The organism is Pseudomonas sp. PDM26 (genome assembly GCF_019219185.1).
In the GTDB taxonomy this organism is placed as follows: Bacteria; Pseudomonadota; Gammaproteobacteria; order Pseudomonadales; family Pseudomonadaceae; genus Aquipseudomonas.
This window is the reverse complement of record NZ_JAHUWC010000015.1, coordinates 1-24,365: the sequence shown is the minus strand read 5'-3', so window position 1 is coordinate 24,365 and position 24,365 is coordinate 1. Positions and strand designations below refer to the sequence as shown.

23 protein-coding genes are annotated in these 24,365 nt (G+C 60.2%); 17 read left to right on the top strand and 6 right to left on the bottom strand.

Annotated elements, in window-relative coordinates:
* Positions 1-284: 284 nt before the first annotated feature.
* On the bottom strand, positions 285-1,046 hold the full coding sequence (locus KW849_RS25320) for a gamma-glutamyl-gamma-aminobutyrate hydrolase family protein (RefSeq protein WP_218431833.1): 762 nt from the start codon (positions 1,044-1,046) through the stop codon (positions 285-287).
* Positions 1,047-1,330: 284 nt separating this feature from the next.
* On the opposite strand from KW849_RS25320, the gene KW849_RS25315 reads away from it, so the two are divergent.
* From KW849_RS25315 to KW849_RS25300, 4 genes are all read left to right on the top strand, one after another.
* A complete protein-coding gene (locus KW849_RS25315) occupies positions 1,331-2,707 on the top strand; it encodes a glutamine synthetase family protein (RefSeq protein ID WP_218431831.1) in 1,377 nt (458 codons plus the stop codon).
* 197 nt (positions 2,708-2,904) lie between these two features.
* On the top strand, positions 2,905-4,395 hold the full coding sequence (locus tag KW849_RS25310; RefSeq protein ID WP_218431829.1) for an aldehyde dehydrogenase: 1,491 nt from the start codon (positions 2,905-2,907) through the stop codon (positions 4,393-4,395).
* Between the two features lie 51 nt (positions 4,396-4,446).
* The gene (locus tag KW849_RS25305; RefSeq protein WP_218431827.1) at positions 4,447-5,745 is read left to right on the top strand and encodes an FAD-binding oxidoreductase; all 1,299 of its coding nucleotides are present in this window, start codon (positions 4,447-4,449) and stop codon (positions 5,743-5,745) included.
* Positions 5,746-6,150: 405 nt separating this feature from the next.
* Complete coding sequence (locus KW849_RS25300; RefSeq protein ID WP_218431825.1) at positions 6,151-6,699, top strand: cupin domain-containing protein; 549 nt, start codon at positions 6,151-6,153, stop codon at positions 6,697-6,699.
* 118 nt (positions 6,700-6,817) lie between these two features.
* On the opposite strand, the gene KW849_RS31500 is transcribed toward KW849_RS25300, so the two are convergent.
* The gene (locus KW849_RS31500) at positions 6,818-7,102 is read right to left on the bottom strand and encodes a fructose-bisphosphate aldolase (RefSeq protein WP_256357371.1); all 285 of its coding nucleotides are present in this window, start codon (positions 7,100-7,102) and stop codon (positions 6,818-6,820) included.
* A gap of 219 nt (positions 7,103-7,321) precedes the next feature.
* Between KW849_RS31500 and KW849_RS25290 the strand changes: the two genes are divergently transcribed.
* Positions 7,322-8,125: a hypothetical protein gene (locus KW849_RS25290; protein WP_218431823.1), complete on the top strand. Its 804-nt coding sequence runs from the start codon at positions 7,322-7,324 to the stop codon at positions 8,123-8,125.
* Between the two features lie 33 nt (positions 8,126-8,158).
* Here KW849_RS25290 and KW849_RS25285 read toward each other — a convergent pair whose 3' ends face one another.
* The 3 genes from KW849_RS25285 to KW849_RS25275 form a co-directional block, all read right to left on the bottom strand.
* Positions 8,159-8,896: a hypothetical protein gene (locus KW849_RS25285; RefSeq protein WP_218431821.1), complete on the bottom strand. Its 738-nt coding sequence runs from the start codon at positions 8,894-8,896 to the stop codon at positions 8,159-8,161.
* 189 nt (positions 8,897-9,085) lie between these two features.
* Positions 9,086-9,322 carry a hypothetical protein gene (locus KW849_RS25280; RefSeq protein ID WP_218431819.1) on the bottom strand — a complete coding sequence of 79 codons (237 nt, stop codon included), beginning with the start codon at positions 9,320-9,322 and terminating at the stop codon, positions 9,086-9,088.
* Between the two features lie 175 nt (positions 9,323-9,497).
* A complete protein-coding gene (locus tag KW849_RS25275; protein ID WP_218432132.1) occupies positions 9,498-9,641 on the bottom strand; it encodes a hypothetical protein in 144 nt (47 codons plus the stop codon).
* A 111-nt stretch (positions 9,642-9,752) separates the two neighbouring features.
* Between KW849_RS25275 and KW849_RS25270 the strand changes: the two genes are divergently transcribed.
* Entirely contained in the window at positions 9,753-10,232 is a 480-nt protein-coding gene (locus KW849_RS25270; protein WP_218431817.1) for an anti-virulence regulator CigR family protein, read from the top strand.
* A 120-nt stretch (positions 10,233-10,352) separates the two neighbouring features.
* Complete coding sequence (locus KW849_RS25265; protein WP_218431816.1) at positions 10,353-10,835, top strand: hypothetical protein; 483 nt, start codon at positions 10,353-10,355, stop codon at positions 10,833-10,835.
* Positions 10,836-11,082: 247 nt separating this feature from the next.
* Here KW849_RS25265 and KW849_RS25260 read toward each other — a convergent pair whose 3' ends face one another.
* A complete protein-coding gene (locus KW849_RS25260) occupies positions 11,083-11,535 on the bottom strand; it encodes a hypothetical protein (protein WP_108216005.1) in 453 nt (150 codons plus the stop codon).
* 325 nt (positions 11,536-11,860) lie between these two features.
* Here KW849_RS25260 and KW849_RS25255 point away from each other — a divergent pair, with 325 nt between their 5' ends.
* The 10 genes from KW849_RS25255 to KW849_RS25210 form a co-directional block, all read left to right on the top strand.
* Positions 11,861-13,582: a SulP family inorganic anion transporter gene (locus KW849_RS25255; protein WP_218431815.1), complete on the top strand. Its 1,722-nt coding sequence runs from the start codon at positions 11,861-11,863 to the stop codon at positions 13,580-13,582.
* 58 nt (positions 13,583-13,640) lie between these two features.
* A complete protein-coding gene (gene ppk2 / locus KW849_RS25250; RefSeq protein WP_218431814.1) occupies positions 13,641-14,459 on the top strand; it encodes a polyphosphate kinase 2 in 819 nt (272 codons plus the stop codon).
* Positions 14,460-14,930: 471 nt separating this feature from the next.
* Positions 14,931-15,434: a type VI secretion system contractile sheath small subunit gene (tssB, locus tag KW849_RS25245; RefSeq protein WP_218432126.1), complete on the top strand. Its 504-nt coding sequence runs from the start codon at positions 14,931-14,933 to the stop codon at positions 15,432-15,434.
* A 33-nt stretch (positions 15,435-15,467) separates the two neighbouring features.
* A complete protein-coding gene (tssC, locus tag KW849_RS25240) occupies positions 15,468-17,006 on the top strand; it encodes a type VI secretion system contractile sheath large subunit (protein WP_218431813.1) in 1,539 nt (512 codons plus the stop codon).
* Between the two features lie 40 nt (positions 17,007-17,046).
* Entirely contained in the window at positions 17,047-18,402 is a 1,356-nt protein-coding gene (gene tssK / locus KW849_RS25235) for a type VI secretion system baseplate subunit TssK (RefSeq protein ID WP_218431812.1), read from the top strand.
* Positions 18,399-19,079: a type VI secretion system protein TssL, short form gene (gene tssL, locus KW849_RS25230; RefSeq protein ID WP_218431811.1), complete on the top strand. Its 681-nt coding sequence runs from the start codon at positions 18,399-18,401 to the stop codon at positions 19,077-19,079. The genes tssK and tssL overlap by 4 nt, the downstream gene beginning before the upstream one ends.
* A gap of 10 nt (positions 19,080-19,089) precedes the next feature.
* The gene (locus KW849_RS25225) at positions 19,090-20,808 is read left to right on the top strand and encodes an OmpA family protein (protein WP_218431810.1); all 1,719 of its coding nucleotides are present in this window, start codon (positions 19,090-19,092) and stop codon (positions 20,806-20,808) included.
* Positions 20,809-20,832: 24 nt separating this feature from the next.
* Entirely contained in the window at positions 20,833-21,330 is a 498-nt protein-coding gene (gene tssD, locus KW849_RS25220) for a type VI secretion system tube protein TssD (protein ID WP_218431805.1), read from the top strand.
* A gap of 150 nt (positions 21,331-21,480) precedes the next feature.
* Entirely contained in the window at positions 21,481-24,123 is a 2,643-nt protein-coding gene (gene tssH / locus KW849_RS25215) for a type VI secretion system ATPase TssH (RefSeq protein WP_218431803.1), read from the top strand.
* Positions 24,120-24,365, top strand: a 246-nt coding sequence (locus KW849_RS25210; RefSeq protein WP_218431800.1) for a hypothetical protein, incomplete at its 3' end; no start/stop codon positions are given. The genes tssH and KW849_RS25210, both read left to right, overlap by 4 nt.

Sequence of the window (24,365 nt, the reverse complement as noted above, 5' to 3'; positions counted from 1 at the left end):
GGGCTTTACGGTCGACGCTGTCTCTGTAGGAGCGAGCATGCTCGCGAAGGTCGCCAACGATGACGCTGGCAGTCTGAATGCCCGCGGTGTCCGGACATCCATCGCGAGCATGCTCGCTCCTACAGGGAATTGCGTTTCCCATCCCGGGTTAATTGGGCGCCGCCATCCTGGCTGCCTGGTCGTACTTGTTGTTATCGCAGTGTGTTGTTTTCGCTAGCGGGGCACGCACAAGCGCCTGCCCGCTCGCGTTGGGCAGTCAATCGTTGAATGTGGGTATCAGGTCGTCAGCTCGAGTGACGCAGTGCCGCCCGTTGCCGGCAGGCTTTGCCGAACGCCTGGAAAATACTCAAGTAAGGAGGGTTATCCAGCACTTGCCATTCCGGGTGCCATTGCACGCCGAGGGCGAAGGCCTTGCTGTGTTCGACCGAGATCGCCTCGATCAGGCCATCGGGCGCGACGGCTTCGGCGCGCAGGCCGGGCGCGAGGCGGTCGATGCCCTGGCTGTGAATCGAATTGACCTGGAACACCGCAGGCAGGTCCAGCGCTTCGAACACGCCACCGGGCTGCACATTCACCCCATGGGCCGGCGCGTATTGCACGGCCAGGTCCGGATGGTCGGCCTCGCGATGGTCGAGGAAACCCGAGAGCTCATGGACCTTCTGATGCAGGCTGCCACCGAACGCCACGTTCATTTCCTGGAAACCACGGCAGATGCCGAGCACCGGCACGCCCGCTGCAATAGCGGCGCGGATCAGGGGAAGGGTGGTGGCATCCCGCGCCGGATCATGATCCGTACCGGGGGCGCTGTCGGTGCCTTGATAGTGGAAGGGTTCCACGTTCGAAGGCGAGCCGGTCAGCAACAGACCGTCGAGCTGCGGCAGCAGATCTTCGATTTCGGTCAGGTCGCCTAAGGAAGGAATAACGACAGGCAGCCCCAGCGCCGCAACGCTGACAGCACGCAAGTACTTGTCGCCGCTGATGTGGTAGGGGTGCAGGCCAATCTGTTTGACGCACGCAGTAACGCCGATCAATGGCTTGAGTGCCATTTTTATCACCTCGAAGTTTCACACTTGAACGAGCTTTTCCGGAGCTTAGCCTTGTTGATTTTAATTAACAACTCTCATGTAAAAAATTCTAAACGCCGCGCGCCAAATCTTCAGGGTTTACGCGTGTTTGAGGGCGTATCTGGCACTCTCGTCGTTCTGGGAGGCCCGAAAATAAACGCTTAAAGGCTGGGTGTTCGCTATTGACTTCACTTTGTCGTTCGGGTTGACTGGGCTCGTGAAAGGGTAGTGAACATAATAATTAACAGCTAAAAAATAGGTGCATCATGTCGGTCCCTCTGCGTGCCGTTCAACTCAACGAAGCAAACGCATTCCTTAAGAAATATCCTGAGGTTTTGTACGTCGACCTTCTGATTGCGGATATGAACGGTGTGGTGCGCGGCAAGCGCATCGAGCGCACCAGTCTTCATAAGGTTTACGAAAAAGGCATTAACCTGCCGGCGTCACTGTTTGCTCTGGACATCAACGGTTCTACGGTGGAAAGCACCGGTCTTGGCCTGGACATCGGCGACTCAGACCGAATCTGTTTCCCGATCCCCGGCACTCTCAGTATCGAGCCTTGGCAGAAGCGCCCGACTGCGCAACTGCTGATGACCATGCACGAACTCGAGGGCCAGCCATTCTTCGCCGACCCGCGTGAAGTGCTGGCCAATATCGTGCGCAAGTTCGACGACATGGGCCTGACCATCTGCGCCGCGTTCGAACTGGAGTTCTACCTGATCGACCAGGACAACGTGAACGGTCGTCCGCAATCGCCACGTTCGCCGGTGTCCGGCAAGCGTCCGCACTCGACCCAGGTGTACCTGATCGACGACCTCGACGAATACGTCGACTGCCTGCAAGACATCCTCGAAGGCGCGAAAGAGCAGGGCATCCCGGCCGACGCCATCGTCAAGGAAAGCGCCCCGGCGCAGTTCGAAGTCAACCTGCATCACGTGGCCGACCCGATCAAGGCCTGCGACTACGCCGTCCTGCTCAAGCGTCTGGTGAAGAACATCGCCTACGACCACGAGATGGACACCACCTTCATGGCCAAGCCGTATCCGGGCCAGGCGGGCAACGGTCTGCACGTGCACATTTCGATTCTCGATAAAGAAGGCAACAACATCTTTGCCAGCGAGGATCCCGAGCAGAACGCCGCACTGCGTCACGCGATCGGCGGTGTGCTCGAGACCCTGCCGGCGCAGATGGCCTTCCTTTGCCCGAACGTAAACTCCTACCGTCGTTTCGGCGCACAGTTCTACGTGCCGAACTCGCCGAGCTGGGGCATCGACAACCGTACCGTGGCCGTGCGTGTACCGACCGGTTCGCCAGACTCGGTGCGCATCGAGCACCGCGTAGCGGGCGCCGATGCCAACCCTTACCTGTTGATGGCGTCGGTCCTGGCCGGTGTTCATCACGGCCTGACCAACCAGATCGAACCGGGCGCCCCGGTGGAAGGCAACAGCTACGAGCAAAACGAGCAGAGCCTGCCGAACAACCTGCGCGATGCACTGCGCGAACTGGACGACAGCGAAGTCATGGCCAAGTACATCGACCCGCTGTACATCGACGTGTTCGTCGCGTGCAAGGAAAGCGAGCTGGCCGAGTTCGAGAACTCCATTTCGGACCTTGAGTACAACTGGTACTTGCATACCGTTTGATAGGTAGCGACCCGCCACACCCGTGATGGCGGGTGACTACCCCTGTAGGAGCTGCCGAAGGCTGCGATCTTTTGACTTTTGTTTTCAAGATCAAAAGATCGCAGCCTTCGGCAGCTCCTACAGGGATCGCATTTCAAGTCTTGAATTGACGGACATCGGTCCGACGATCACCTATTCCCCTGCGTCGAGTCACAACCATGACAAACACTCGCAGCGACTGGGAGCAACGCTTCCAGTCCCTCTCTATCGAAGGTCGCGCATTCATTGACGGCCAATACTGCGCGGCCGCCAGCGGCGCCACGTTCGAATGCACAAGCCCCGTGGACGGTCGTTTCCTGGCGAATGTCGCCAGCACCGACGAAGCCGACGCCAACGCCGCCGTCGCCGTCGCGCGCCGTACCTTCGAATCCGGTGTGTGGGCCAACCTGGCCCCGGCCGAGCGCAAGCGCATCCTGATCCGCTTCGCTGATCTGATCCTGGCGAACCAGGAAGAACTGGCCCTGCTCGAAACCCTCGACATGGGCAAGCCGATCAGCGATTCGATGAGCATCGACATTCCGGCGACCGCCAACGCGATCCGCTGGACTGCCGAAGCCATCGACAAGGTCTACGACGAAGTCGCCGCCACGCCCCACGATCAACTGGGGCTGGTCACCCGCGAAGCCGTCGGCGTGGTCGCGGCCATCGTACCGTGGAACTTCCCGCTGATCATGGCCAGCTGGAAGTTCGCCCCGGCCCTGGCGATGGGCAACTCGTTCATCCTCAAGCCTTCGGAAAAATCCCCGCTGACGGCGATCCGCATCGCCGAGTTGGCGCTGGACGCCGGCATCCCGAAAGGCGTGTTCAACGTCCTGCCGGGCTACGGCCACACCGTCGGCAAGGCGCTGGCGCTGCACATGGACGTCGACGTGCTGGCCTTCACCGGCTCCACGGCGATTGCCAAGCAGCTGATGGTCTACGCCGGGCAGAGCAACATGAAACGCGTTTGGGCCGAAGCCGGTGGCAAGAGCGCCAACGTGGTGTTCGCCGACGCGCCCGATCTGCGCGTCGCCGCAAAAGCCGCGGCCGGTGCCATTGCTTTCAACCAGGGCGAAGTCTGCACCGCCGGTTCGCGCCTGCTGGTGGAGCGTTCGATTCGCGAGCAGTTCGTTCCATTGCTGGTGGAAGCCCTGCAAGCCTGGAAACCAGGCCACGCGCTGGATCCAGCGACCACCGTCGGCGCAGTGGTCGATCAGCGTCAGCTGGAAAACGTATTGCGCTACATCGAAGTCGGCAAGCAGCAGGGCGGTCAACTGATCGCCGGCGGCAGCCGCACCCTCGAGGACACCGGTGGCCTGTACCTGGAACCGGCGATTTTCGACGGCGTGACCAACGCCATGACCATCGCCCGGGAAGAAATCTTCGGCCCGGTGCTGTCGGTCATCACCTTCGACACCTTCGATGAAGCCCTGGCGATTGCCAACGACAGCATCTTCGGCCTGGCCGCCGGCGTCTGGACCAGCAACCTGAGCAAGGCCCACACCTTCGCCCGTGGCCTGCGTGCCGGCAGCGTCTGGGTCAACCAGTACGACGGCGGCGACATGACCGCCCCGTTCGGCGGGTTCAAGCAGTCGGGTAACGGTCGGGACAAATCGCTGCACGCGTTCGACAAGTACACCGAACTCAAGGCGACCTGGATCAAGCTCTGATAACAATAAAGCGACGGTCGCCGACTCTGTCGGCGGCCATCGGAGAACTGTATGAAACAAGACTCTTTTAACCAACAGCATGTAAACAGCTACTACGCCGCCACCCGCAACTTCACCGGCGATTTCCCGGTGCTGGAAGGGGCGGTGGACTGCGACGTCTGCGTGATCGGCGCCGGCTACACCGGCCTGTCCTCGGCCCTGTTCCTCGCCGAAGCGGGCTACAGCGTGACCGTGCTGGAAGCAGCCAAGGTCGGCTTCGGCGCCAGCGGTCGCAACGGCGGGCAACTGGTCAACTCCTACAGTCGCGACGTCGATGTCATCGAAGAGCGTTACGGCGACAAGACCGCCGAAGTCCTCGGCAGCATGATTTTCGAAGGCGCCGACATCATTCGTCAGCGCATACAGCACTACGACATCCAGTGCGACTACCGTCCCGGCGGTATCTTCGCGGCGATGAACAAGAAGCAACTCAAGGGCCTGGCCGAGCAGAAGAAGAGTTGGGAACGCTACGGCAACAAGAACCTGAAAATGCTCGACGCGGCCGACATCAAGCGCGAAGTCGGCTCCGACGCCTACGTCGGTGGCCTGCTGGACATGCAGGGCGGCCACATTCACCCACTGAACCTGGCCCTCGGTGAGGCTTCGGCCATCATCGGTCTGGGCGGCAAGATCTACGAACAATCGGCGGCGGTGGAAATCACCTACGGCGAGCCCATCACCGTGCGCACTGCCAAAGGCGTGGTGAAGGCCAAGTACTTGCTGATCGCCGGTAACGCCTACCTGCCGCAGGGCCTGGACAACCGCGTGACCAGCAAGAGCATGCCGTGCGGTTCGCAGATCGTCGTCACCGAGCCTTTGTCGGAAAAGCAGGCCCGCAGCCTGATCAAGAACAACTACTGCGTCGAAGACTGCAACTACCTGCTCGACTACTACCGCCTGACCGCCGACAACCGCCTGCTGTACGGCGGTGGCGTGGTCTACGGTGCGCGCGAGCCGGACGACATCGAACAACTGATCCGTCCGAAGATTCTCAAGACCTTCCCGCAATTGAAGGACGTGAGGATCGACTACCGCTGGACCGGCAACTTCCTGCTGACCATGTCGCGCATGCCGCAATTCGGTCGTATCGAGAAAAACGCCTATTACATGCAGGGCTACAGCGGTCACGGCGTTACCTGCTCGCACCTGGCCGGCAAACTGATCTCGGAAATGATCCGTGGCGACGCCGAGCGTTTCGACGCGTTTGCCTCCTTGCCGCACATGCCGATGATCGGCGGGCGCACCTTCTCGGCGCCATTGACCGCCCTCGGCGCCGTGTACTACTCGCTGCGCGACCGTTTCGGCATCTAGGCTTTACCTCGCCGGCGGCTGCCTCCCAAAAGCTGGCCGCCGGTTTTTTATCCAGGCAACACCGAAGACCCCTGTAGGAGCGAGCTTGCTCGCGAAGGAGGTCAATGATCACGCGGGAAACCTGATTCATCTCGGCGCCATTGAATTTTTCGCGAGCAAGCTCGCTCCTACATGTACTGCCGTTTATCGAACCTGCTGAGCATTACGAACAAACGTGATTTAATAGCCGCCTTTCACGTTTCCGGGACCGGAAAACGGCGTGATCCGCGCCTGCTCTCCACCCATCCATTATCCCCGTAGGAGCGAGCTTGCTCGCGATAGCGCCAGTTCAATCAACATCGATGTTGAGGCTAAAATCGCAATCGCGAGCAAGCTCGCTCCTACAGGTTGGCACATAAGGCTGTCATGGACACGGGCTCACGACTCAAACTAGTACGCGAAAGCTACAAAATGTCCCAGCGCGAGCTGGCCCGGCGTAGCGGCGTCACCAATGCAACCATCTCCCTGATCGAACAGAATCGGGTCAGTCCTTCCGTCAGCTCCCTGAAGAAATTGCTGGAGGGCATCCCCATGTCCCTGGCCGACTTCTTCACCTTCGATCAGCCACCGCGCGAACACCAATACGTCTTTCGCGCCAACGAACAGCCCGACCTCGGCCGCAATGGCCTGCGCCTGCTGCTGATCGGCGCGTCCGTGCCGAGCCGGCAGATGCGCCTGCTGCGCGAGCAATACGCACCGGGCGCCAGTTCCGGGGAAGAGCCGATCGTGCATTCCGAAGGTGAGGAGTGCGGGTTGGTGACACGGGGTACCGTGGAGTTGACCGTGGATGGCCAGGTGAGTGTGCTCAACGCCGGGGATGGCTATTACTTCCCGACGACGTTGCCTCACAAGTTTCGCAATATCGGGGCGGATGAGGCGGAAATCATCAGTGCCAACACGCCGGCGAATTTCTAATAGGGTCTGTCCCGGTGACGCTTTGTCAGGCCGAACAATCGGTTCTTCCAAACAGAATCCACCAGGATCAGACATTAAAAACCCGCATTAATGCGGGTTTTTTACGACTGGAATTTGCTTATTGCGCCTTGGACACCTCAAACCCCCGCTGCTCGATCACCCCAAACACATCCCGCACATCCTGCAGCAGAATTCGCGAAATGTTGGTGACGGTGTTGATGTCGTTTTCGGCGTAGTCGGGGAGGCTGGTGCAGGCCATGAGGTTGAGGTGTTGCAGGACGGCGTTGAGGCGTTCGGCGGCTCTGCCGCCGTAAAACCGGGCACTGCGGTGTGTCTGAGGAAATGGGTCGCAGGGGAGAGGGGCCGCTTCGCAGCCCAACGGGACGGTGCGGCGATCCGACAAGCACCCTCGCCACAAAGGGACAAGCCCTACAAATTTTTCAGGCGTCAAGATTGAACGTTCGTCGGATGGCGGGTTGCTACCATCGCAATTGCCTGCCGATACCGACACGGCTGCTACGCTTGGTCGTTGCAGCGCCCGAGCCCCGTTCCTGCTCACGCTGCAAGGGTTATCACGGATTGCGACATCCATTCCTGTCGGCAACCTGCACGGAGGCAGGCGATGGTGATCAAATGCATGGCCGATTCGACTGCGGCGGGGGTTCCCGAGCCGCTCGATCGGGAAGAAATCGAGCGGGTGCTGGCGCTGTTGCTGGCCAGCCCGTTGTTTGCCAAGTCCAGACGCATGGGCAGCCTGTTGCGCTTTCTGGTCGAACACGACCTTCAGGCTTGCAATACGCCGCTGACCGAACACGCCATTGGCATCGCGGTGTTTCGTCGTGACCCGGCAGTGTATTGCACGGGCGACGATCCGGTGGTGCGAGTGCAGGTGGGGCGCTTGCGACGCAAGCTCGCAGCGCATTACGCCGGTAACGGCCAGCAGGACCCGGTGCGTTTGTGCATTCCACCTGGGTGTTATCGCTTGACCTATCAGCGGCTGCGGCCCAAAGGAGTCGGCATGCGCCATCCTGTGGTCCAGATCCAGCCGTTTACCTGCCTCACCCGCGATGGCGATGACTTTACCCGGGGCTTGTGCGAGGAGTTGAGCTGCCGACTGTTCGAGTCGTTCGAACAGTCGCAGACCGGGACCAATCATGTGTTGATGCGGGTGGCACGCAACAGCGAGCCGGTACCGGACCTCAAGCGAGGCGGGCGTTACAGCTATTGCCTGGAGGGCAGCGTACGGGTCGAGCCTTCGCGGGTGCGAGCGTCATTGCGCCTGGTGGATGTGGCGCAGGGGCGGATTCGCTGGTCGGCGCAGTTCGATCGTGATCGGCCCTATGGCATCGCCACCCAGGAGGACCTCGCGCAGTCGATCTGCCGCTCGCTGACGGGTTACTTCGCCACGACGGGCAAAGAGGCGTGAAAGGGCAACCGCAAGGTTGCCCCGGTATGACGGTTACACGGTTTTCCACTGACCGCCTTCGTAAAGGCGACCTGCGGTGTTATCGAACGTCAAATCGATTTCGATCGCCTTGGAGCGTGAGGTACTGAACATGGTGCTGGTCTGTACGTTCTGTTCAAACCACACGAGGATGGTTTCCACCGGCGTCAGCACGGTATTGCCGGTGACGACCTGGTTTACGGCCACGTAGATTGGCGTACTGACCTGATTGCCATCAATGCCGGTGGACAACTGGTTGACCCCTGGATGAATCGGCGCGTAGTTGTTCACGAAAGTCAGGGAAATGTCCGGGCCACCGGTTACCGCCGGGCTCAGCAGGCCGCTTTCATCAAGTGTCGAGGTTTGCCCCAGGCCAATGTTGACGATGTTGGTCGAGACTTTGACTTGCACGTTTTCCTTGAACACGTTGGAGGCGAACAGCTGATACTGCGGCGTCCAGCTGAACTCGTTGTTGCTCAGGTAAGCGTCATAGGACTGCCAGACCACGTTGTAGTCGGCGTCACCCACTTTCTTGGCAAAGCACAGCTTGTAGCCGGACTTCTTCAGCAGCGTCAGGTCGCCGGCGGCGATTTCGATGGTGACGGTTTTTTGCGAAGCCGCCAGGGCCGACCTCAGTACCCGGCCGTAATCTGCCGCCTTCAGTTGCGTTGCACCCATGATCGACTTGACGGCTTCTTGCACATCATTGTGAAGCTGCTGGCTCTGTTGGCTGACAGCGATTGATTTGCTCATGGTTTCCCTCTTCCTTGGTGGTGTGTTGGGCAAACAATGGGCTGCTGGCGCTTGGCGCTGCATTCCATTGACTGTTCACTCTAGGGGCGAGGGGCAGGGCGGCTAAGTGTCTTGGTGTTACAAGCGGGTATCGGGGATGTATCAGGGGCTGAGTCAGCGGGGTAGCCGATCGGCCGCCCCGCCTTGACCTCAGGCGGCCCGGGCATCGGCCCAGACAAAGTTCCAGCTGGTGCGTTTGCCTCTCGCGATCTCGATCAGCTTGTTCTCGTACACCGTGTGATTGACCACGCCGGTGTAGGTCAGGGTGCGGGCGGCATTGGTCCCGGTGACCTCGCCCGGCTCGCCGCCCGACTCGATCATGGCTTTTTTCATGTCGGCATCCGACGGGGCACTGCTCTGGTTTTTTTCCACTTTGACGAAACTCATGATTCACCTCTTCCGTGATGGGGGGATCGGTGCCAGCGCGGGCCGACAAGTCGACGACCCTGTTCCACACCGATGGCCATACTGTATTGGCCCGTTCGGCGGCGCAGAAGTGACAACTGCGATGCTGAGGTAACAATCGGGAAACAGCGCCACGCATTGAAGTATCTGCGACGTATCAAGCGTGGCCAAAGCCATGCAAAAGCACCACCACCGGACCCTTGCCGCCGACGCGCACGTGCATCGTGACGCCATCGACGGGGATGCCCTGGCCTTCGGCAAACGCCCAGGTTAAAACGGCGTATTGTCGGACATGGAGCAAGACTTGGATCGGATGAGCGTAGACGGTTCAGCATTCGGTGACTCGACGGAACCAACTTCGTCTATAACGTCTAAATTTCAGGGAATATTTCCCATCGCGAAGGAATGAATCATGTTCAGGACTCGATCATTGATTGCAGCTGTTACCTGTTTGACTCTGGTCTGCGGCTCGGTGACGGCGCTGGCCGATCCCGGTAATGGCCAGGGTAGCGGGAAGGTCACCCATGGCAACCAAGGCAACCAAGGCAACAAGGGCCAGGGAAACCAGGGCGGTCATGGCAACAAGAACAAGGACTCCGGCGGCGGGGACTGGAGCAATGGCCCGAGCATCAACCGTGGCAGCGTGCTCGAGATCATTGGCGTGAATACGGGCTACTGGAGCCCCGGGCCTGATTTGCCACCGGGTATTCAAAAGAACCTCGCCCGAGGCAAGCCGCTTCCACCCGGCATTGCGAAAAAACTGGATGGCCGACTGGCCGGCAGGCTGCCCCACTATGATGGCTACGAATGGCAGCAAGTCGGCACGGACCTGATCCTGGTTGCGCTGGCCACCGGGCTTGTCTATGAAATTCTCGACGGTGCGTTTGATTAAAGTGTGGAAGGTAGTCTTCCCGCTGTTTCAAGGTGCTTCAGCCATTTGTCGTGGTATTTGAACTGTTGGAGGGATATCGCGTCATACGTCACGCGATATCAACCACCTATGGAAGCCATCATGCTTTTAAAAAACAAGAGTCTCGTTGCTGTAATGTCATGCGCCATGATGCTTGCAGCCGCCCCGCTGCTCCCTGATGGCCTGTCGATCATGGGTTCCGCATACGCGAAGGACGGCGGTGGTGGCGGTGGCGGAAACGGCGGCGGTGGTGGCGGTGGTAACGGCGGCGGAAACGGTGGAGGCCACGGCGGCGGTATGGGTGGCGGACACGCCGGTACGGGCCACTCCGGCAGTAACGGTCGCGGCAACGGGCTGGACAGCGACCATGCTGGCAAATCCGTGCGCGACCGTGGCCTGAGCGGGAACCACTACGGCAGTGAGCGCAATGACGATAACGGTCATGGCACCACGACCTCAGGCCTCGCCCACTCCGATACCCGTGGCGTCGCCAAGGCCAGCGCTATTTCGGCCTCGACGCCAGGTGATCACAACACCAAAGGCTTGAGTAAAGCCGGGCTGTCGACCTCGAAAAAATCCCATTGAGTTCGTGGTTGTAGACATTAGTTTCTGAAAAGCCAAAAACCCGCTCAAAGGCGGGTTTTTTGCATTTGGAATTTGATCGCCGGACATTACACGGACACTCAAAAGCGCCAGGACGTTATCAGTGAGTAATGACAGGTTCGTGACCGCAGCTTCTACCGGCTCCATCTACACTCACCAGACGCCACCGCTCGCACCGGACAACCGGTGGCACGAGCGGTATCGAGGGCCGGCCTGAATGGGTCGCGAGCTATTTCGCTAACATTTCAGCCTTGATATCCCCGCAAAAAATATCGACGTTGCCATCGGTCGCAGCCGTGCGCACGACCACCGAATACTTGCCGTCAAGCAGGGTCTGCAACGGCACAGGCGCGGTTCTGGTAAAAGACCAGCCGCGTACGGCTTGGCGTTCGGTGTTGACGGTGTCGTTCATCGCGTAGGCGACTGACCCGGGTTGCTGGCAGCTGCCGTTATTGATGAAAGAGTAAAGCCGCAAGGGCAGGATAACCCCGGTTGGAACACCGCTGACGAAGAAACTCAGCCCGGTTTTCTTGTCCCAGTCCGTCAACGTGACGGTGCCGATCTGACCGGCGTTTTGCCGGGTGGCGACCAGGGGAACGTTCACGCCGTGGGTCGATGAGGTGGTGCAGCCGAACAGGCTTGCCGCAACCATGAGTGCTGCCAGTGAGGTTTTGAGCTTCATTGCCAAACTCCTGAGCTGAAGAACTGCAAAGGGGGGGGAGTTAGCCGGTATAGCTCATTTATCGCTTTCATGACGTCGTCCATACAAGGCTTTGCATTTTTGACCGGTGATGGTGGGGCGTCTGGCCCCTTCGCCAGTCATAGGGCGGCGTAGCTGTGCAAACCGGCTACATTTGTTACTGGTCAAGCCTGCGTGGACTGCCTGTCGGCACAGGCGCTTCGCTGCCGATGAAGGTTTGCAGTGGTTACGCGTGCAGTTAAAGGATTGTGCGGTCAGTTGAGTCTACTCATCATCCGCATGGGACGATTGGCGACTGGAGTGACTCATGAATCAACAAGGCAGCCATCCGCAAGAGCGCGGTCCTGGCACTCCACCGCGGGGTACCGTGCGCAGCCTGATGATCCCGCAATGGCTCGGCAGTTATCGGCCAGACTGGCTGCGAGGCGATGTGGTCGCCGGGCTGACGGCAGCGGCCGTGGTCATTCCCAAGGCGCTGGCGTACGCCACGATTGCCGGCCTGCCGGTGCAGGTCGGGCTGTACACGGCGCTGGTGCCGATGGTGATCTATGCCGTACTCGGCACCTCGCGCCCGCTCAGTGTCAGCACCACGACCACCCTGGCCATTCTTGCCGGCTCCGCGTTGGGCCAGATCAGCCCCGCTGGCGATGCGGCGACCTTGTTGGCTGGCTCCGCCACACTGGCCCTGATGGTGGGCGCGATCCTGATCGTCGCGGGGTTGCTGCGCCTGGGCTTCGTCGCCAATTTCATTTCCGAACCGGTGCTGGTGGGCTTCAAGGCAGGCATCGGCGTGGTCATCGTGCTTGACCAGCTACCCAAATTGCTCGGTACTCACATCGACAAAGGTGGCTTCCTGCACAACCTGGTGGCCACGGTACAGAGCGTCGGTCACGCCTCGCTGCCGACCGTGACGGTCGGCGCGTTCATGGTCTTGCTGCTGATCGGCATGAAGCGTTTTACGCCACGCCTGCCCGCACCGTTGATTGCGGTGGCGCTGGGCATCCTTGGCATGAGCCTGTTTGGCCTGGAGAGCTTTGGTGTGTCCGCCGTCGGCCTGGTGCCGATCGGATTGCCCGCGCCAACCCTGCCGGTATGGTCGCTGGCCGAAACCCTGTGGCCTTCGGCGATGGGTATCGCGCTGATGAGTTTCACCGAAACCATCGCGGCAGGGCGCGCGTTCGCCCGCAGTGACGAGCCCGCGCCACAACCGAACCGGGAGCTGCTGGCTACCGGCGTTGCCAACATCGGCGGCGCATTTCTCGGGGCCATGGTCGCCGGTGGCGGGACCACCCAAACGGCGGTGAACCGTTTGGCAGGCGCCCGTTCGCAACTGGCCGCACTGGTCACCGCAGCACTGGCTTTGGGCACTTGCCTGCTGCTGGCGCCGCTGATTGGCCTGATGCCCAATGCCACGCTCGCCGCCGTAGTGATTGTGTATTCGGTAGGCCTGATCGAGCCGGCGGAATTTCGCGAGATCCTGTCGGTTCGCCGTACCGAATTTGCCTGGGCCGTGGTGGCCATGATCGGCGTGATGTTGCTGGGCACGCTGCAAGGGATCGTCGTGGCGATTATCGTCTCGTTGCTGGCCCTGGCCTATCAAGTCTCGGACCCACCCGTGCACATCCTCGGGCGCAAGCCTGGCACCAATGTGTACCGGCCGCAGTCCGCCGACCACGTCGATGACGAACACTTTGACGGGCTGCTGTTGCTTCGGCCTGAAGGGCGGATTTTTTTCGCCAACGCCGAGCGCATCGCCGAGAAGATCCGACCGCTGATTGATGTGGCGACCCCCAAAGTCGTGGTCCTGGACCTGCGCAGCGTGTTCGACCTGGAATACACGGCCCTGAAAATGCTCACCGGAGCGGAACAGCGAATGCGCGAAAAAGGCATTTCACTGTGGCTGGTGGGCATGAGCCCGGGCGTCTGGGACATGGTCATCAAGGCACCTTTGGGCCATACGTTGGGCGAGGCGCGGATGTTCCTGAATCTGGAGCAGGCGGTTGAACACTACCAGCGCAGTCGAGGCTGAATGAACGCGGCCGGGCGCACTCCGGACGCTGTGTGACGCATTGAAGGAGGTAACGGGCATGGCAAAGAAGAAGGCTGCACCGAAAAGCAAACCGGTCGAAGGCGACAAGCTCAGGAACAAGGTGTATCTCGAGGAACTGGCGAAGCTGCACGTCGAGATGGTCAAGCTGCAGGAGTGGGTGCAGCACACGGGCGCGAAGATCTGCATCATCTTCGAGGGCCGTGATGGCGCCGGCAAGGGCGGGACCATCAAGGCGCTGACCGAACGGGTCAGTCCGCGGGTGTTCCGGGTGATGGCGCTGCCGGCACCGACCGACCGGGAAAAAAGCCAGATGTATTTGCAACGTTATCTGCCGCACCTGCCGGCGGCCGGTGAAGTGGTGATCTTCGATCGCAGCTGGTACAACCGCGCCGGGGTCGAGCGGGTCATGGGCTTTTGCAGCGAGGAGCAGGTGCGCACGTTTCTTACCGTGGCGCCGCGCGTCGAGCAGGCACTGGTCGAATCGGGAATCATCCTGATCAAGTACTGGCTTGAGGTGAGCCAGGAGGAACAGACCCGACGCCTCAAGGCGCGTATCACCGACGGGCGCAAGATCTGGAAGCTGTCGCCCATGGACCTCAAGTCCTACAACCGCTGGTACGACTACTCCCGTGCCCGGGACGACATGTTCAAGTACACCGACACCAAATTCGCCCCTTGGCGAGTCGCCAACTCCAATGACAAGCGACGGGCGCGACTGAACATCATCAGTGATGTGCTCAAAAGCATTCCTTACGAGGAAGTACCTCGGGCGAAAGTGAAACTGCCCAAACGGCAAGGTCCCGGTAAGTACCGGGAGCCGGACTATCCGTACCGGCTTATTGCTGAACAATTCTAGAAACCCGCAAAACTGCGCTGCCTGTGCTCGGTCTTCAAGACTCGGGCACAGCAGTCGTGACATCGCCTCCTCGCTTTTTCTGAAATACCCAATCATCCGCTGTCAAAATGGCTATGCCGAGTGGCAACTAAAGCATGCCAATAATCCGCACGTAGGAAGTTTCCTTAATTGTGTGAGGAAAGATCTATTTAGAGTGCAGGCAAGATCTGAGCGTAATGTAAGACGTCTCTGAATATTGGTTTTGTGGGTGGAATGACTTCGTAAGATAGTTCAGTATTGCGCTCCGCAAGTGTTTGAGTTTCTGTTTCAGCAGTTGCGGTTTCCTTTCAAGGTGTTCATCTTTTGCCGCTCAAGCAAGCGTGCAACCTGTGTTCGCTCGTTTGGTTGCGTTATGTCGGCTCAACTGTTGAGCTCGATTTTGTCATTGTATTTTGTAACGGTGTCATTGTTGCAAGTATCCATGGAGGTTTTATGGCTTCTGGTAGTTTTCAAAACGAAGTGCCCAAGGCTCGGGTCAACATCAAGCTCGATTTGCATACTGGCGATGCACAGAAAAAAGTCGAACTGCCGCTCAAGTTGATGGTGATGGGCGACTACAGTAACGGCAAGGAACAGCGGCCGTTATCGCAGAGAAGAAAAGTAGCAATCGACAAGAATAATTTCGATAGCGTGTTGGCCGAGTTTTCTCCCGAGATCGAGCTGGCGGTGGCCAATACCCTGATGGAGGATGCCAACGAGACGTCGGTCGATCTGAGTTTTCGGAGCATGAAGGATTTCGAGCCGGAACAGGTGGCTCGGCAAGTTCCGCAACTGCGCGCACTGCTGGCAATGCGCAACTTGTTGCGCGACCTCAAGTCGAATCTTTTGGACAATGCCATGTTCCGTCAGGAACTGGAGCGTATTCTCATGGACGAAACACTGAGCGACGAACTGCGAGATGAACTGGCCGCCCTGGCTCCGGAAGCCGTTCATTAATTTATCTCGTTTCGTTTAAAAGGAAGTTTAAAAATGTCTCTCGAACAATCTGGCGCACAATCGCGCGGCACTACCCTGTTGCCTGAAAAAAACCAAGGTCTGTATGGCACGCTGTTCAACAAGATCAATCTCAGTCCGGTAAAAATATTGGGTGACCTCGAGGTCTTTCAGAACGCCGAGGCACTTTCGGAAGTGTCTGCCGACGAGCGTGTGACAGCCGCAGTCAGTGTTTTCCTGAAGTTGATCAAACAGTCTTCGCACAAAGTCCAGCGCCTGAACAGGGCTCTACTGGATGAACACATCGCGTCGCTGGATGCCCAAATCAGCCGCCAACTGGACGCGGTGATGCATCACCCTGATTTCCAGCGGGTCGAGTCCACCTGGCGCGGCGTCAAATCCCTGATCGATCAGACTGACTTCCGTCAGAACGTACGCATCGAACTGCTCGATATCAGCAAGGATCACCTGGTCCAGGATTTCGAGGATGCACCGGAAATCGCACAAAGCGGTCTGTATCTGCACACGTATATCCAAGAATACGACACACCGGGTGGCGAGCCGATCGCCGCGGCCATTTCCAATTTCGAGTTCGACCGCAGCCCGCAGGACATCGCCTTGCTGCGCAACATCTCGAAAGTCTCGGCCGCCGCGCACATGCCCTTCATCGGCTCCGTCGGCCCGACCTTTTTTGGCAAGCGCTCGATGGAAGAGGTCGCCGCCATCAAGGACATCGGCAACTACTTCGACCGTGCCGAATACCTCAAGTGGAAAGCCTTCCGCGACAGCGATGATGCCCGTTACATCGGCTTGCTCATGCCCCGCGTCCTCGGTCGTCTGCCCTATGGCCCCGACACCGTTCCGGTGCGTAGCTTCAACTACATCGAAAGCGTCAAAGGGCCGGACCACGATAAGTACTTGTGGACCAACGCGTCATACGCCTTCGCTGCCAACATGATCAAGAGCTTCATCACTAATGGCTGGTGTGTGCAGATTCGCGGCCCGCAGTCTGGCGGCGCGGTGACTGATCTGCCGATCCACTTGTACGACCTGGGTACTGGCAATCAGGTGAAAATACCCTCGGAAGTGATGATTCCGGAAACTCGCGAGTTCGAGTTTGCCAACCTCGGTTTCATCCCGCTCTCGTATTACAAGAACCGCGACTATGCGTGCTTTTTTTCGGCCAACTCCGCACAGAAACCGGCCTTGTACGACACTGCCGACGCCACCGCAAACAGTCGGGTGAACGCGCGCCTGCCATACATCTTCCTGCTGTCACGCATTGCCCATTACTTGAAGCTGATCCAGCGTGAAAACATCGGTACCACCAAGGACCGCCGTTTGCTCGAACTGGAAATGAACAAATGGGTGAGTGGGTTGGTGACTGAGATGAAGGATCCGGGTGACTCCTTGCAGGCTTCGCACCCGCTGCGGGCTGGCAAGGTTACCGTTGAAGACATCGAGGACAACCCGGGTTTCTTCCGCGTCAAATTGTATGCCGTTCCACATTTCCAGGTGGAAGGCATGGACATCAATTTGTCGCTGGTTTCGCAGATGCCCAAGGCAAAAGCCTGAGCCTGTTAACTCCCGGACCACTCCGTAGGGATACGACCGCATGAAAATCGACCGCCCCTTGTGGGCCGCGGGGGCGTTGCTGTCCCCGCAGCAATTCCAGCAGCAGGCGCGCTGGGAAGCCTGGACCAACGAGTGTCTGGCTCGTTTGTCACTGGTGCACCCCTGGGGCGTTCAGGGCGTCGCGTTTGACCTGGAAGCCCTGCGCCTTGGCAAAATCAAGGCCACTCGGCTGCGCTTGCGCATGCCCGACGGCACCTTGATTGACACCGATCATGTTGATCGGCTGCCCCCGGGCCTGGAACTTTCGCGCCTGCTGTCCGACGACAGCCAGGCGGCGACTGTGCTGCTGGCCTTGCCCCTCGAACAGGCCAATGGCAACAACTGCCTGTTCGACGCTGACAAGGCAGAGCGACCCACCCGTTACCGCCAGGACTGGCGTCAGGTGCAGGACATTTACGCCGATGAGCAGCAATCCATCGGCGTCCTGGAACACGTGCTCAGTTTGCGCTTCGAGCACGACCAGAATGGCGATTACCTGACCTGTCCGATTGCGCGCCTGGTGCGTGACGGGCAGGGAGCCTGGAGCCTTGACCCTGCCTACGTACCGCCGCTGCTCAATTTTGCGGCGCATGGGGGGTTGCTGATCCAACTGGACAACCTGTTGACCCAGCTGTCCTCCAAGCGTCAGCGGCTGATGGGCCTGCGCCGCGAAAGCAACCAGCGCATGGCCGACTTCGCCGTGGCCGACGTGTCGCTGTTCTGGCTGCTCAATGCCTTGAACACCTACCAGCCGGTATTGGCCGATCTTAAGACCTGGCCCGCGCGACCTCCCGAGCAGGTCTATCTGGAACTGACAAAACTGGCCGGCAGCCTGCTGACCTTTTCCCTTGAACACGATGTCGAGCAGATTCCGCCGTACCGCCACGAGCAGCTGGAAAGCGTATTCCCGCCTCTTTTGCGCTTGATTTCAACATTGCTGGAAGCCAGTCTACCTTCGCGCGTCATCGCCCTGGCACTCGAAGAACACAGCGCCAACCGCTGGCAGGTGCGGCTCGAAGACGCCCGTCTACGCGAGCCCGACGGCGCTGATTTTTACCTGTCGGTGCGTTGCCGCATGCCCGCCGTGCAGTTGCAGAGTCAGTTCCCGCGGCTGTGCAAGATCGGTTCACCGGATGAGGTCGATCAACTGGTTAATGCCGCCCTCGACGGCGTGCCGTTGCAATCCCTCAGCCATGTACCGGCGGCCATTCCCCTGCGTCTGGAAAACCAGTACTTCGCCCTTGATCTCAGCCATGAAAAGGGCAAAGCCATCCTCGCCCAAGGTGTCTGTGCCTTCTATGTCCCGAGTACCCTGGCCGAAGTCAAACTTGAACTGTTTGCGGTATTGCGCGCATGAACCTGATCGAAGCAAAAAAACAGGCCGCCATGACGGTCGATATCGATGAGTTGTTGCAAGACAGCTACCTGCTGGTGGTCGAGTTGCAGCAAGGCGCCTCGGGGCAAAACAGCGATGAGGTCAAGGCGCATTGCATCAAGCAGGTCGAACAGGTTCGCCAGCGCCTGGAGGCGGCCGGGTTGGCACAACGCAGCATCGAACATATCAGCCACGCCCAATGCGCGTTGCTGGACGAAACCATGCTCAAGCTTGCCAAGAATGATGCCCACACTCGCTGGGCCAGCGAGCCGCTGCAAGCGAAGTTTTTCAATCGCCACCAGGCCGGGGTGTTCCTGTACGAAGACATGCGTGAATTGCTGCGCGAACCGGCGCCGGATCTGCATGTACTGACGGCCTTTCAACGGGTACTGGCCCTTGGTTTTGAAGGGAAATATAGCGACGTCAACGACCCCGAGCGCGAGAAATTGCTGGCCGCGCTGACTGCACAGGTCCCCCCGCTGAAACTGCGTCAGGCATCGACGGCACCTGGCAGCAACCGCCCCGGCGTCAATGGGCTTTGGTTGCGCTCACCGTTGATCAACGCCGCGGCCGTCACTCTGTTGTTGGTCGGTATCTGGTATGGCCTCGACCAGATGTTGGACGGTCTGGTGGCGACCCTGTTGTCCGCAGAAGCCTGAGGTGGGGCCGATGACGCTCAAACTTAGACAAGGGCTTTGGCTGTGGGCCGGGACGCTTGCCCTGGTGCTGTTGGCCATCTTCCCCCAGAGCGGATGGAGTCGAGTTGCCCTCGCCGTGATCGTTGTCGGTGGTGTGGCGGTCGCATGTGCCCGCATCGCACGTCAGCGACAAATGCCGGATTCGGTTGATCGCTTGGCATTGCCACCGGCGGCCTATAGTCGTCCGCTGGTACTGGTATGTGGTGATGGCCTCGAAAGCCTGTTTGGTGAGGCCGACACCGGGCCGCCGGTGTTGCGCAATATCGAACAAGGCAGTTACTTGCGAGTGCCCCGGGTGGAGCAGCTTCCGGAGTTGGTCGAAGACATCCTGGCCTTGCGGCCGGGATGGGGCGAGCAGCTCAGCGTGATGCTCATTGTCAATCCGGGCGAGCACAGCGATGCCGCCATTCTGGCCGGGCGAGTGCGCACGCTCAATTATCAGGTATCGCTGATTCGCAAGCGTGGCATCGCGCTGCCGCTGATGCTTGTCAGCTACCTGCAATCGTCGGCAGGCAATGGTGCCTGGTTCAGTCGGGAGGCAGGGCAGGGCCACTCCAATGTCCGTGAGGCGGGCGCCTTCCTCAATCCTGACGACTGGCAGCGGCTGCCCGCTGACAACGTCACCCGCAGTGAACGGATGCAGGCCAGCGTGCTGTTCAACAGTGCTGCGGCCTGGCTGGGAGAGCATGTCCTGCCGCATTTCGCCTGCCGTGAAGCTCGCCATCCCGTCGGCCTGCCGGTGATTTGTGCCAGCGCCCTGGTTCCGCAGCTGCCCGGAAAACTGTCCGGCAACCTGTGGCAGCAATGGCGGCGGGACAAGACCGGGTTGCTTGATGCCGATGCACAGGTGCAAGCAGTGGCGGCATCGTTGCCGTTCCCTGATCCCTTGCTGAGCATGCTGCCAGTGCAGGCCCAACGTCGGCCAATGCGCCGCGCGAGCGTGGTCGCGTTGTGGTTGTTTGCGGTTGCCGTTGTCGTCGCCCTGAGCAGTTCAGCCTGGCAGAACACCTTGTTGCTGCGGCAAGTTACTGATGACCTGCGCCGTTACACCTCAATTGCCCCCACCGAGCGTCGTGATCAACCCGAATTTGCACTGCGGGAGGAGGCCTTGAACGTGCTGCGTGAGGACGCCGTGCGCCTGGACAGTTACTACCGTCAGGGCGCGCCCCTGGCACTGGGGCTTGGCCTGTACCACGGCGAACGCTTGCGTGAACGGCTGCTGGCGACCATCGCCGGCCACCGACAACCGTCATCAGGCCCCAGGCCGGTGCGAGCGGCACGAACGATACGCCTGGACAGCCTATCGCTGTTCAGCACTGCAAGCGCGCAGCTCAAGACTGAGTCGACCAAGGTACTGATTGACGCTCTGGTCGGCATCAAGGCTCAGCCCGGCTGGCTCATCATCATCTCCGGGCATACCGATGCAGTCGGCAGCGACGAACACAATCTGCAGTTGTCCCGTGCCCGCGCGGCAGCGGTGCGCGAATGGATGCAACGCATGGGTGGCATCCCCGACAGCTGTTTCGCGGTGCAGGGCTTTGGCAAGAGCCAGCCGATCGCCAGCAATGACACCGAGGCGGGGCGTCAGGCCAACCGTCGCGTCGATATCCGTCTGGTGCCGGAAGCGGGGGCCTGCGCGCTTCCCTCGGCCGGGGCAGGCGTACAACCCCTTGCCGCAAACGCGGCATAACTGTTCTGAGAAAAGGAGCTTCAAATGGCATCTCCCATACACCTGTGGCTGAAAGATGATGGCGGCGCAGAAATTAAAGGCTCAAGCGATGTCGAGGGGCGCGAAGGCAGTATCGAGGTGGTCAGTCAGAATCACGACATGTCCGTTCCCACCGATGACAATACCGGCAAGCTTACTGGTGCCAGAGTCCATAAGCCTTACGTGTTCACCAAGGAAGTCGATGCTTCCAGCCCATACCTTTACAAAGCACTGACCACCGGCCAGACCTTAAAAGAGGCTGTATTCAAGTCGTATAAAATCAACGAAGCCGGTCAGGAAGCGGAGTTTTTCGTCACCACGCTGGTAAATGTCAAGGTGGTGAATGTTTCCTCGAAAATGCACGACATCAAGGATGTGAGCAAAGCGAAGTACAACCATCTGGAGGAGGTTGAACTGCGCTACGAGGAAATCACCTGGCTCCATAAGGACGGCAACATCGCGCACGATGATTCCTGGAAAACTCGCTCGCGCCAGAGGGGGTAATTCACGACGACCAGCAGGCGGGCACCTGCCTGCTGGTTTCGGTGTGCTCGGTTGAGCCTCTGCTCGCGGACGCTCAACCGAGCCCATCAATCCCCCTTTCTTCGCCATCACCGACCACAAGCTGAATCCTCAGCACAAGGACGTATCGCCATGCCCGACAACTCCACGCGCCTGCTGCGCCGCCTCAATCCTTACTGCGCCCAGGCGCTCAGTGCCGCGGCCACGTTGTGTCAGAGCCGAGCCCATGGACGCATCAGTATCGAACACTGGCTGCTCAAGTTGCTGGAGCTGGGCGAGGGCGACCTGACCCTGATCGCGCGTCGCCATGAGTGGGACATGGATGTGCTGTGGCGCGGCTTGCTCGACCAACTCGACATGCTGCCGCGCAGCGTGCAGGGCAAGCCGCAGTTGTGTGGCCGGCTGTACAAACTGATCGAGAAGGCCTGGCTGCGAGCATCCCTGGACGGCCATGACAGCCTGCGTTCGGTCCACTTGCTCGGTGCCTTGCTGGAAAGTCCCGATCTGCTGGCATGCGAAGCAGCCTTGCCATTGCTGAGCCTCAGCCAGACTCAGTTGCAGCAGTTGGGCGCCTTGCTCGATGAGCACTCCGAGGAGCGTCCGCAGGTTCAGCAGGAAAGTGCCCTGGACCAACCCATGGCGACTCCACTCCAGGGAGGCGCCCCCCACGATGCCCTGCAAGCAGTGCTCGACAAATTCACCCAGGATGTCACGGCCAAGGCGAGGGCAGGGCAGATCGACCCGGTGTTCGGGCGTGACGATGAGATCCGCCAGGTCATCGACATCCTCGGTCGCCGCCGCAAGAACAACCCGATCCTGGTCGGCGAGCCGGGCGTGGGCAAGACGGCGCTGGTCGAAGGCCTGGCCTTGCGCATCGCGGACGGCAACGTGCCGGACAGCCTCAGGTCGGTCAGCGTGCGCACCCTGGACCTCGGCCTGTTGCAAGCTGGCGCCGGGATCAAGGGCGAGTTCGAACAACGCCTGAAAAATGTCATCGAGGCCGTGCAGCAGTCGGCCCACCCGGTGCTGCTGTTCATCGACGAAGCCCATACCCTGATCGGCGCCGGCAACCAGGCGGGCGGGGCGGATGCCGCCAACCTGCTCAAGCCGGCCCTGGCCCGTGGTGAACTGCGCACCATCGCCGCGACCACCTGGAGCGAATACAAGCGGTACTTCGAGCGCGATGCCGCCCTGGAACGCCGTTTTCAGATGGTCAAGGTCGACGAGCCGGACGATGCCAGCGCCTGCCTGATGCTGCGCGGCCTCAAGGCCCGTTATGCCAGTCATCATGGCGTGCACATCCAGGACGCGGCGGTGCAGGCGGCGGTCTGCCTGTCGCGGCGCTACCTCACCGGCCGCCAGTTGCCGGACAAGGCCGTCGACCTGCTCGACACGGCCAGCGCCCGCGTGCGCATGGGCCTCGATTGCGAGCCCCAGGCACTGGTCCGCCTCAAGGCCCGACATGCCGCGCTGACGCTGGAACAGCAGGCGCTTGAACAGGACGCGCAACTCAGTGGCAACGCCGCCGATGAGCGTTTGACCTTGATCATTGAGCAACAGGCCGAGCTGCAACAGCAGCAGGACGAACTGCTGGGCCAATACCGCCATGAACTCGACCTGACCTTGCAACTGCTTGACGCGCGCCAGGCCGACCCTCTGAGTAGTGATCGCTGTGCGCAGTTGCAGCAGCAATTGACCGAAGCCCAGGTCGGACAACCGTTGCTGTCTCTCGACGTCGACGCGCGCAGCGTCGCCGAAGTCATCGCCGACTGGACCGGTGTGCCCTTGGGCAGCCTGCTCAAGGACGAACAGGCCAGCCTGCTGGCCCTTGAATCGCAACTGGCCGAGCGGGTGATTGGCCAGGAACAGGCCCTCGGCGCACTGGCTCAGCGCCTGCGCGCAGCCAAGACCGGCCTGACCGAAGAACAGGCGCCACTCGGTGTGTTCCTGCTGGTCGGCACCAGCGGCGTCGGCAAGACCGAGACCGCCCTGGCCCTGGCGGACTGCCTGTTCGGCGGCGAAAAGTCGCTGATCACCCTCAACCTGTCCGAGTACCAGGAAGCCCACACCGTCAGCCAGCTCAAAGGCTCGCCACCGGGCTACGTCGGCTACGGCCAGGGTGGCGTGCTCACCGAAGCGGTGCGCCAGCGGCCCTACAGCGTGGTGTTGCTGGACGAAGTGGAGAAGGCCCACCGCGACGTGCTCAACCTGTTCTATCAGGTGTTCGACCGTGGCTTCATGCGCGATGGCGAAGGGCGCGAAATCGACTTCCGCAACACCGTCATCCTCATGACCTCCAACCTTGGCAGCGATGAACTGCAAAGCGGTCTGCAGGAACATCCCGAAGCCGGCGACAGCGAGCTGCAGGAATGGCTGCGACCGATTCTGCGCGAGCACTTCCAGCCCGCCTTGCTCGCCCGTTTCCAGACCCTGATCTACCGCCCGCTGGCAGCCGACGCGCTCAAACGCATCGTCGTGCTCAAGCTGGCCCGGGTTGCGAAGCGTCTGCAAGGTCACTACGGCCTGACCTGCCACATCGACGACGGACTCCACGACGCCCTGGTCGCCGCCTGCCTGCTACCCGACACCGGTGCGCGCAACATCGACAGCCTGCTCAACCAGCAGATTCTGCCGGTGCTCAGTCAGCAGCTGCTGCAACGTCAGGCTGCCCAGCAGAAAACCCTTGGCGTGACCCTGGGTTACAGCGACGAGGAAGGCGTCACCTTGCAGTTTGATGACCTGTTGCCCTCCACGATTCTGGAGGCCCGACCATGAGCACAAAATTCTTCGACCACCGCCGCTACAAACTGCACATCGACCAGCTCGACGCGGACCTCGACGTCCTCGCCTTCAACGGCGAAGAACACCTCAGCCAGCCGTACCGCTACACCATCGAATTCACCTGCAGCGACCTCGACCTCGGCGCGGAAAAACTCATCGGCCAATACGCCGACTTCAAGCTGTACGCCGATCCCTCGACCCTGCAGGTATTCTCCTGGGAAGCGCCCAAACCGCCC